We start from the raw sequence: 6,981 nt of genomic DNA, 5'->3' as shown, positions 1-6,981 counted from the left end.
GACGCGAAGGGATTGATGGAACTCCCCTCGAACAGCCGCAACCGCGCCGGAGCGGCGTGGGGAACGTTCCTTCGGATGCTCGAATACAAGTGCGACCGCGAAGGCACGCACTTCGCGGCCGTCGAACCGGCTGGAACGACCAAAGAGTGTTCCAACTGTGGCGTTGCGACCGACAAACCGCTGTGGGTACGCGAACACTCGTGTCCCTCATGCGGATTCGAGGCGGACCGCGACCGCAACGCCGCCTACAACATCCTTTCTCGCGGACTCACCGAAGTAGGGGTGGTTCACCCCGATTCAATGCCTGCGGAGACTGCGCTCCCTATGGGAACCGATTCGGTTCCTGCAAAGCGCGTCTTAGAAACAGGAAGCCCCGTCCTCAGCGAGGCCGTCAGGCCGAGCAGGGCGGGGTAGTTCACATCCTCTCCGCCCTGAAGGGCGAGACTTTCTCCTTGACTCTCCATACACTCAACGCCGATATCTTCACCCACCTCCGTTGAGTAGTTTGTCTAGCCGTTGTTGCACCGCTGGGAGCGGTATCTGTGAGTCGCGTCGGTTGGTGGCTGCGCCGAATGTCTCAATGGCGCAGGTGATTGGTCCCTCCACGTTGTTTTCGGCGGCGAGGAGTGAGGCGTACCATGATATTTGTGTTCGGTAGCGGTGTTGTATCTCGGTGGTCAGCTCTGTAAGTGCGATTTTGATGTCGGTGATCACCCATGACCCGTCCGGGTTCTGCATCACGACGTCTGCCTGCCCTTCGATTTCGAATTCGACGTCGTCGCGTCTGACGTGACCGCGAAGTCGCTTTTCGACGTGGATTTCGGCTGCTTGTTCTAACTGGCTCCAGAGCTCTGAGGCGACGAAGTTGGGGAGGACGAACTCGGTGAGGAACTCGATCAGGCCGTCGCGTTCAGCCTCGTTCGCGGGTGGCCCATGGCGGTGGAGTTCCTCTGCAATGATTTGTTCGATATCGCCACCCTGCGTTCGGATGGCTGTTTTCGACATGCCCCGATCGACACAGCGGGTGAGGACGCTGTGGCAGAGTTTCCCGACGTCTTCGGTGTCGAACGCGGTGAGGGTGAGTGGTAACTCGCCGTCTACAGCGTCTGTGTCCGTGTGAAGTGGCCGGCCCTGTAGATGATCAAGGAGATATCGATCCTGGTCTTTCAGGAGCGGGTGGATTGTGCTGGGCTGAAGGAATCGTGGTACGAGCGCTGCGAGGTCGTCTCTGTCTGGCGGTGTTGATGCGACGAACGGTGTCGGCGTGGTTGAGTGGGAATGGGTTGCCTGACTTGCAGATGTGTCGACAGCATTGACGGCGACGTCGATGCGCCGAGTAGACTCGTTCGGACCTTCGACGTCGAGGGTGTACGTGCCGGCAGCAGGTGTCCCGTCGAACTGCAACCCGTCACGGATGGTTTCGAGCCATCGATCCCGTGGGTGTTCGGGGCCAGGTATGTCGCGGGGAAGCGGGACAACGAGATGTTGTTTGGCTCGGGAGAGGGCTACGAACAGGATTCGGAATGCCTCGGCGCGGGTACGCCGGGATGCTGTTTGAACGCGGTCATGCCCGACAAGTCCCGTACTCGAGTGACCGGTGATGACGGTGTCTGCCCAGTGTTCGCTCGCCCATCGAAGGCCGACGTCGATAGGGAATGGTGTCGAGCCGACGCGATCATCGGTACGTGGGTCATAGAGACCACGCGTGAACGCGGAGAGGGGGTCGATGTCCGGTGCAGCGGCGTTCACTGGCGGTGCGATGCCAAGCATCGGCCCGGTAGCGACGAAGCGCTGGCTGGTTGGGCCGAGTTTGCGGAGTGACCAGCCGAGATCGGCGAGTGCGACAACGTCGCTTTCATCGCCTTTCGCCTGATGGACCGTCTTAAATACGACGTCGTGCTCATCGGTGGTGGCCACCGGTTGTGTTGGCCCAGTATATGGTTCGTTCCGAACTGGAGTGAACACATCGATGACGTCGCTCAGATCGGCTATCGAGTCGCCTTCCCAGCGGGTGATGAGCTGTACGAGTGCGTCTAGGTTGGCGATGCGTTGTGATGGAGCAACGGCGGTGAAGTGGTCGTTCGGGTCAGCACGAAGAGCGAGTATCTCGATAATGTCGGCGATACTGGCAGCGGCCGACTGCGCCCGGAATGCGGGTCGCTTCTCTCGGAGGTGGGCGAGTCGGTCACGGACATCCCGTTGCTGGTCGGCGGTCTCGGTGTCGTCGCGGATCGCATCGAGACTCCAGGTAGCCGTGTTGCAGGTATCTGTACGGGTGGAGAGACCGAGTGGGGTGTCAGTGACGAGTGTCTGTAGTCGGTCCGTATCGGCGGGATCGACGAGCCACTCAGCGACGTCGAGGACAGTCTTGACAGCAGGGCATTCGAAGAGGTAGTTGGAGGCGTTTGCAACGGAGAGGCCTTCCGCCTCGAATGCTTCAGCGTACCGTGACATGTGTGTGCGCCACCGGAACAGGACAGTTACATCGGGCTGGTCATCGCTCTCGCTATCGGTGAGTGTCCCGTCGGCAAGCCCAGTAGCGATATAGGTCGCCAAAATCCCGGCTTCCCCTTTCCCCCTCTCAGGGGCGACATAGGCTGGTGATCCAGGACGCGCATCGGTCGTGAACGCGGCGACATGGACGCTCGGCCCATCGGTCGCGTCGCGTGCAGTGTCAAGCGGTGTGTACGCGACGTCGAGGTTGCCGATACCCCCGCGGTCCGGGTCAGTGAGTGCCGGTTCAGCAATCGCGTTAATCGCAGCGGCGATGTCAGGCGTACACCGGTACGTCGTCACTGCTGTCTCAGTCACATGTGTCTCCCAGTCGACACCCAGATACTTCCCCTCCTCGACAGCGCGGTTGAAAAGCGACGGATGTGCGTCACGCCACTCGTAGATTGTTTGCTGAAGGTCTCCAACTGCAAGCACGCGGCAATCCTCACCCACAAGTTGCGCAAGCGCCGCGTGTTGCAGTTCAGAAACATCCTGCGCCTCATCGATAATGACACTCTCGATGCGCTCCCGATATCGCGCCAGCACCCGCTCCCGTTTCGCAGTCGCGCTGTCACCGGCACCGCGGGCCCCGGAAAGGAACTCAGCGACCAAGAACGCACAGTCCGTATGTGAAATGACGCCGCGCTCCCGACTCCGTGTCTCGTACGCATTCCGGTAAGCGTCCAGAAGCGTCCCGAACGCAGTCACCGTCTCGCTCCACGCCGCCTGCAGCTGTTGGTCGGCGGCAACCAGCTGCTCACGGTCAGTCTCATCAAGCGCCTTGCAAGCCTCTGTCGCCGCTTGAGACCCAACACACCTGGCAAGCGCAGCAGCGATATCATCAAACGACGTCGTCTCCCCTTCCGCATACACTGACTCAATCGTCGCGTGGAGTTCCGCAGTGAACTCCGCCGTCGTCAGACGACGGGCCCGACACTGCTCGAGAGCCTGGCGTAACAACGCACTCAGCCCATCGTCGTACTCACCCGGCGGGTACGCAGAGTCAACGACGTCGACGGCCTCCGCATATGCCGGATTCGACACGAGCGCCTCATAACAGTCTCCGTGCAGACGGGTGAGTTGCCCCTCATTGCCAACGCTCGGCATCTCATCGAATCCGACCGTCGCCGCGAACTCCCCCAAAATCTGTCGAAACACGCTATCAATTGTTCCAAAATGCGGGGCATGCCTGACCCGGTTAGCCAGATACTGTCGCTCATCGTCTGAGACAGCCGCCGCAACCGGTGTCATGTCGTGTTCGACGAGTTCACGAAGTCGTGCAGTAAAGTCGGGAACAAAGGCAGCTGCTTCATCCCGATTGAACGAAATCACACAGAGCGATTGCTCAGGCGTCTCATCACCATTGACAAACCGTCGCAAGAGTTCCTCAGCCCCGATATCAGTCTTTGTCACCGTCTTCCCCACTCCCGGGTTCGAATCCAAGATGAACAGCCCGGAATCATGGTCAAAGTACGCGTTCCGAATCCGTCGTTGCGCGTTCCGAAGGACGATCGGCCCCTCGCGTTCAGTCGGATCATCGGCTTTCCCCGTCGAGTCAGTCATCAGGCATCACCCCCATGGACGCTGACGCCTCACCGGGTAGCATCGACCGAATCACGTCCGGCAACGCCCGCTCAGTGCTCAGAAGTCGGCGGCGCGCAGCAGTGCTGATGGGTTCGACATCGAGGGAGTCGAGTAACGGTGACCGAAACCGTCGGTTCCGCTCGACGTCATGTGAGTGTCGCGTGACAATGAGACCCGTTGTGGCTGCCTGTACCGTATCCAGGAAGTGATCGTGGTCACGGCCATCCATCCACGCTGTCTGTGGGGACAGTCGTTTCGCCGGCCCAGTCCCGGCGAGGATGGCGTGTTGAAGCTCTGCCGGCACAACACTTCCTCGTTGCCGTGGCCACTCACCATCGACAAGCCCGACGGCGATGACGAACGGGATCTTCCGGGCCCAAATGTCGTTTGCTTCCAGAATGTCAAGGGCTAGCGCGTTTGCATGTTCCCGCCGACCGGGGCGCTGCGTCGCTAGCGACTCGCAGATACTGGCCACCGTCACCCACGATTCGTCACTCCACCCATCGGCTACCCGCTGTGCATACTTGCTCTCAACCTGCTCGACGAGTGTCTCCATCCGGACGACCGCACGCGCAGCCGTTTCCGTCTCCAACAACGCCGGCGAATCCGTCGCCTGCTGCTGTGGCAACACCGACTCGCGGTACGACGCTACGACACTACCGAGCACATCAGCGACGGTCTCCGGTGACGGATTCGGAGACGTCACAACCCATTCAACGAACTCGATGATTCGTGGGTCCGCCCACGCTGCATCTTGTAGGAGCGACTGCCATGCTTCGACCGAGCGTGATCCACTCGGTGTCTCGTGATACAGCTCCACCACTGTCTCGGCCGGAACCGGCCATTCGTCACCTGAATCCTGCGGCACCCACCCGAGTTCCAACGGCCGGAACAGAACATCACGAGCCGGGTTCGACGCAGCAATCAGTTCACAAAGCGCGATCACCAGCCGGTACGGCCGCGATGTGACAAGGTCGATCTGCGTCCAAAACACCGGTGTAATACCGTATCGAACAGCCGCTCGAGTGAGCGGCTCTTCATACCTCTCTAGGTCACGCGCGACTACGACGATATCCCGGACAGGAACACCATGTGCTCGAAGTTTAGCGACGACCGCCATCACCGCTCGTGTCTCCGCACGCCGTGTGGTTGTCGTGAGCTCCGCAACCGGCACGTCCGGCGTCACGTCCGCCGCATCCAGGTCCAGCCGACCCGGCAAGCCGGTCATGTAACCACCACCCGGCCCGGTGTCGGAACTGCCAACAGCTCTGTGAGCCGCGTCTTCAGAAACGGGCCCGTTCCACGCCGGAGCATCCAGCGCACCTCGACGTCGCACGTTGCGGCGATGGCAGCCACCAGATCAACGAGCGGGGCCGGAACAGTACTCAACCCAACAACAACCACTCGTTCGACAGTCGGGAACGCCTCAGCCCAGGCCGACCCGTCAGCACCAGCCAACGCACGAGTCGCACGGCGCACAATCGCCCTCTCAGACGTCGCTTTCGACGTTCGCCGTCCCAACTCCCGCTCAACAGCGATCGTGCCAGTAAGAACATCGCCAGCGTCGGCGTCGATGGGAGTCGGTACCGATTCAGCCACCCGGCGAAACCCATCAACACGTGCTGGGTGATAGTTCGTCATCGCTTCAAGTTCTGTTCGGACCTGCTCAACCGCCTTCCCGTTCTGGCCCGGCTTCCCACCGAGAATCATGCGAAAACGGTCAGTCACCTCGGTCTCTTCCGCCAGAATCTCTCCGAGCAACGCGAGCCGGTCAACACGATCAAGCGACCCGGTTGCACGCCCCTTCTTCGCCAGAACCAGTGACGCAACATGTCCCGGCTCCGTAAACCGAAACGCATCCAGCGGTAGACCAGCGTTCGTCAGTCGACGCTTCAGATTCCGCCGATGCAGTTCGACTGGGGCAATGACGAGATCTGTTGCCGACTGAGTCTGTCCAGCCTGATTAAGCAGTGGCTCTACCGTCCCGATAGACACGGAGACCCCATCAGGGAGCGCGGACCTCTCGTCACCCTCTCTCGACCCCGTCATTCAGCACCCTCCAGTCCCGCTTTACCGCATCCACCTTGACTGCCAGCCACGCCAGTGACTGAGACGGCCTCTACCACGAACCGTGTCGTCTGCGCTACCGTCCGCCGCTCAACAAGCCGCGCTGACGCAACAACATCGAGCGACAATGGATCCGGGTTAAGTGGACACTCACACGCATGACAGGTGCGGGCATCAACCTGCCACGCAAGCCGTTCTAACGGCCGTCGAACGCGTACCGTGATCGTATCCCCGTCCCGGAGCGACCGGTTACATGCATCACACGCGACAGCATCAGCCTCCGTCACCACCCACCCCGTCAACACCTGCTGGGCTGCCACCCGTATCTCTGCCTGCGTATACTGCTCGTGAGTGGACTCCCGGCCACCCTCTTCGGGTTGCGAACGAAGCGCGACCCTATTACTCACGAGAAACCATAGTTTCGCAACCAGCCCAGTAAGATGACCACCACCGTCACTGGCCCAGTGTCCACATTCGGTATCCGTCGATGGCGAATGTTGCCGATGATGACCAGATTCTTCTGCATCGCTAGTTAGAGACGAAGCCTCCTCCGCGTCAGTATTCGCAGTCATGCATTCACTGCCACGACTTGCCTTTCCAGTGGTCGTGACTCACAAGGGCTGGCATCACGTCTCAAACATTTCCATTGGATCGACAGTGTCGTTAACGAGTCTGTTCGTCGGCCAATAACCGGGTCGAATCTTTCAAGTCGCGTGGTTACGTCATTCATAGTGGTTTCCGTGAATTAGGCACGGGAACCCAGCGGGCCCGAGCCCCTAACTCGGGGCCCGCAGTTTACTTCGACAACAGGTATTGCTGCACACCTGTCGCCGATCG

The 6,981-nt window shown here is 60.3% G+C and carries 4 protein-coding genes; 1 reads left to right on the top strand and 3 read right to left on the bottom strand.

Annotated elements, in window-relative coordinates:
* Window positions 1-414 (top strand): RNA-guided endonuclease InsQ/TnpB family protein (locus tag ACEWFR_RS21020; RefSeq protein WP_374062879.1); only part of this gene is annotated, 414 nt, incomplete at its 5' end.
* Between the two features lie 69 nt (window positions 415-483).
* Here the strand turns inward: ACEWFR_RS21020 and ACEWFR_RS21015 are convergent.
* Genes ACEWFR_RS21015 through ACEWFR_RS21005 form a run of 3 tightly spaced genes read right to left on the bottom strand, consistent with a single transcriptional unit; the run spans window position 484 to window position 6,126 of the window.
* Complete coding sequence (locus ACEWFR_RS21015) at window positions 484-4,056, bottom strand: UvrD-helicase domain-containing protein (RefSeq protein ID WP_374062878.1); 3,573 nt, start codon at window positions 4,054-4,056, stop codon at window positions 484-486.
* The gene (locus ACEWFR_RS21010) at window positions 4,049-5,305 is read right to left on the bottom strand and encodes a hypothetical protein (RefSeq protein ID WP_374062877.1); all 1,257 of its coding nucleotides are present in this window, start codon (window positions 5,303-5,305) and stop codon (window positions 4,049-4,051) included. Before ACEWFR_RS21010 ends, ACEWFR_RS21015 begins: the two co-directional genes overlap by 8 nt.
* Window positions 5,302-6,126, bottom strand: coding sequence for a hypothetical protein (locus ACEWFR_RS21005; protein ID WP_374062876.1), 825 nt, complete (start codon window positions 6,124-6,126; stop codon window positions 5,302-5,304). The genes ACEWFR_RS21010 and ACEWFR_RS21005 overlap by 4 nt, the downstream gene beginning before the upstream one ends.
* Window positions 6,127-6,981 lie beyond the last annotated feature (855 nt).

It is taken from the genome of Natrinema sp. H-ect4 (genome assembly GCF_041894845.1).
Classification (GTDB): domain Archaea; phylum Halobacteriota; class Halobacteria; order Halobacteriales; family Natrialbaceae; genus Natrinema.
This window is presented reverse-complemented; position numbering and strand designations above follow the sequence as displayed.

What these genes read in the sequence shown, in the direction of transcription:
- ACEWFR_RS21005 (WP_374062876.1), bottom strand. Translation starts at nt 6,126, where the DNA reads ATGACGGGGTCGAGAGAGGGTGACGAGAGGTCCGCGCTCCCTGATGGG.
- ACEWFR_RS21010 (WP_374062877.1), bottom strand. Translation starts at nt 5,305, where the DNA reads ATGACCGGCTTGCCGGGTCGGCTGGACCTGGATGCGGCGGACGTGACG.
- ACEWFR_RS21015 (WP_374062878.1), bottom strand. Translation starts at nt 4,056, where the DNA reads ATGACTGACTCGACGGGGAAAGCCGATGATCCGACTGAACGCGAGGGG.